The organism is Mesorhizobium sp. M7A.F.Ca.CA.002.15.2.1, assembly GCF_003998715.1.
Taxonomy (GTDB): Bacteria; Pseudomonadota; Alphaproteobacteria; order Rhizobiales; family Rhizobiaceae; genus Mesorhizobium; species Mesorhizobium ciceri.
Genome location: NZ_RZPI01000654.1, coordinates 1 through 3,064, shown reverse-complemented (window position 1 = coordinate 3,064; position 3,064 = coordinate 1). Strand labels below are relative to the sequence as shown.

General features: G+C 63.4%; 4 protein-coding genes. All 4 read left to right on the top strand.

Going from position 1 to position 3,064, the window contains the following annotated elements; genetic code table 11:
- The coding region (gene rplI / locus ENZ74_RS26965; protein ID WP_127313112.1) for a 50S ribosomal protein L9 at window positions 1–509 on the top strand (509 nt) is incomplete at its 5' end.
- A 301-nt stretch (window positions 510–810) separates the two neighbouring features.
- A complete protein-coding gene (locus tag ENZ74_RS26960; protein ID WP_013532522.1) occupies window positions 811–2,115 on the top strand; it encodes a cyclopropane-fatty-acyl-phospholipid synthase family protein in 1,305 nt (434 codons plus the stop codon).
- A gap of 67 nt (window positions 2,116–2,182) precedes the next feature.
- The gene (locus ENZ74_RS26955) at window positions 2,183–2,506 is read left to right on the top strand and encodes a YnfA family protein (protein WP_013532523.1); all 324 of its coding nucleotides are present in this window, start codon (window positions 2,183–2,185) and stop codon (window positions 2,504–2,506) included.
- A gap of 1 nt (window position 2,507) precedes the next feature.
- A partial coding sequence (locus ENZ74_RS26950; RefSeq protein ID WP_281059734.1) for a small ribosomal subunit Rsm22 family protein occupies window positions 2,508–3,064 on the top strand: 557 nt, incomplete at its 3' end.

Genomic DNA, 3,064 nt, shown 5'->3' with positions numbered 1-3,064 from the left:
CCCGTAACTTACTGCTGCCGCAGGGCAAGGCGCTGCGCGCCAACGAAGCCAACAAGAAGAAGTTCGAAGGCCAGCGCGCCCAGCTTGAAGCCCGCAACCTCGAGCGCAAGTCGGAAGCGGCCCAGGTCGCTGAAAAGCTCGACGGCAAGAGCTTCATCGCCGTTCGCTCCGCCGGCGAAACCGGTCAGCTTTACGGTTCCGTTTCGACCCGCGACATCGCCGATCTGCTGACGGCGGAAGGTTTTTCGATCAACCGCAACCAGATCCTGCTCAACCAGCCGATCAAGACCATCGGTGTCACCAATGTGGCGATCGCGCTGCATCCGGAAGTCGAGGTCACCGTCACGCTCAACATCGCCCGCACGGCCGACGAAGCCGAGCGCCAGGCCAAGGGCGAGACGCTGACCACCGCCGAAGCCATCTATGGCGACGACATCAACGACAACGCCCGGCCGGAGAACTTCTTCGATCCGAACACCGAGTTCGAGGGCGACGAAGACAACGCCTGATCACACGTCGCAAGCGATTGGAGCCATGGGGCTGATCACGACTTGACGCCAAGCTCCGATCACTTTGCCGTCATCCAGCCATGCTGGACCAATGCCCGGGCCTCGCGCCCGGGCATTTTTGTGCCAAATGGAACTTTTCGAACCCCTATATATTGTTGCAGACTATGGCGTCGCGCGTCCTTTGGCCGCGCAAAGCACGCTGTGCAACTTTGGTTCGGCGCAAGATCTCCGGCGAAATCGATCCCGATTTTCGCGGTCACGCGCCAAGGCAGCCTGTCTGGCCGAGAGGGGACATTTGGTCATGAATATTCTGTTAAAGCGCGTTCTCGACCGCTTGGTGCGCACCGGCAATCTTAGGGTAACCGGCCCCAAGGGCACGGCGGTGGTTTTCGGCGACGGCAGCGGCGAACCGGTGCACATGCACATCAAGACCGCGCATGCCGAGCGCGCCATCACCTTCGATCCGATGCTGGCGGTGCCTGAAGCCTACATGGACGGCGAACTCGACATTCTCGAGGGCGGCGTGCTGGGCGTGATGCGCATCGCCTTCCAGAACATGGGCAGCGGCGGCATCGACGCCACCTGGTCGAAGGCCATCGAAGGCCTGCGCCACGCCTTCCGCCGGCTGCAGCAGATCAACACCGCCTCGCGCTCGCGGCGCAACGTGCAGCGCCACTACGATCTGTCGGGCGATCTCTACCGGCTCTTCCTCGACGAGGACATGCAATATTCCTGCGCCTATTTCGAGCAGCCGGACATGACGCTCGACGAGGCGCAGGGCGCCAAGAAACGCCACATCGCCGCCAAGCTCCGGCTGAAGGCCGGCCAGACGGTGCTCGACATCGGCTCCGGCTGGGGCGGGCTTGGCCTCTATCTCGCCAAGGCGTTCGACGTCGACGTGCAAGGCGTCACGCTGTCGACCGAGCAGCATGGCGTCGCCACCGACCGGGCGCATGCGCAAGGGCTGGAAAGCCGCGTGCATTTCGAGCTGAAGGACTACCGCGAACTCAATGAGCGTTTCGATCGCATCGTCTCGGTCGGTATGTTCGAGCATGTCGGCGTCAACCACTATCGCACCTTCTTCGACAAGAGCGCGACGCTGCTCAAGCCGGATGGCGTCATGCTGTTGCACACGATCGGCCGTTCCGGCGTGCCGTGGGCGACCAGCGCCTTCATCCGCAAATACATCTTCCCGGGCGGCTACATCCCGTCGCTGTCGGAAGTGATGCCTGCGATCGAGAAGTCGGGCCTGGTCGTCACCGACGTCGAGATCCTGCGGCTCCACTATGCCGACACGCTGAAGCACTGGGGCGAGCGCTTCGCCGCCAATCGCGACAAGGCCAAGGCGATCTATGACGAGCGCTTCTGCCGCATGTGGGAATTCTATCTGGCGGCCTCGGAAGCCGCATTCCGCTGGCAGGATCTGGTGATCTTCCAGATCCAGATCGCCAAGAAGAACGATACGCTGCCGATGACACGCGACTACATGGCCAAATGCGAAAAAGCGCTGGAGATGCGCGATATGGGGCATCGTGAAACGGCTCCCGTCAAAAAGAGCCCGGCCGCCAAGCCGGCTCGCCGCCGCAAGGTTGCCGACCAGGAATAGCATTGCCGCTTGCCATTGCCGGCGCCGGCACTGAAAAAGGTCCCGTGACCGTCGCGGGACCTTTTTCATGACCTTTGTCCTCTATGCCGCCGCCGCTCTGGCCGAGATCGCCGGCTGCTTTTCATTCTGGGCCTGGTGGCGGCTGGAGAAGTCGCCGCTTTGGCTGCTTCCCGGCCTCGCCTCGCTTGCCCTGTTCGGCTTCCTGCTGGCGCTGGTCGACACGTCAGCCGCCGGTCGCGCCTACGCCGCCTATGGCGGCATCTACATCGTGGCGTCGCTTGGCTGGCTGTGGCTGGTTGAAGGCGTTCGCCCCGACCGCTGGGATCTTGCCGGTGCCGCGCTCTGCATTGCCGGTGCTTCGGTGATCCTTCTCGTCCCGCGGGGCGCTTGAGATGGAGTTGCCTGCCTCCCTTCGCCAAGGTGTCGAGCGTCTGCTCGAAAACGTTCCGCTGGCGGTACTCAAGCAAGCGGCAAAGACGCTGTCCGACCGCTACCGCGCCGAGTTGCGCGACGGCCGTCTGCACATGGCCGAGGATCTGGCGGTGAAGGCCTATCTGGCGACGCGGCTGCCGGCGACCTATGCCGCGATCCGTGCCAGCCTCGACGCGCTGAGCGACGCCAAGCCTGCCTTTCAGCCCAGGACCTTGCTCGATGTCGGCGCCGGCCCTGGCACGGTGCTTTGGGCCGCGACCGATCTGTGGCCCGATCTCGAACAGGCGGTGTTGTTCGAAGCCAGTGCCGCCGTGCGTAAGGTCGGCGAGACGCTTGCCGGCAACACTATTGCCGCCCAGAGCAGATGGCTGGCCGGTGATGCCACCATCGACCTTGCTGACATCGAGCCGGCCGATCTGGTCACGTGCGCTTATGTGCTCGATGAAATCGCGCCGGCATCGCTGCCGAAACTCATCGACCGGCTCTGGCAACTCACTGGCGACACGCTCCTGATCGT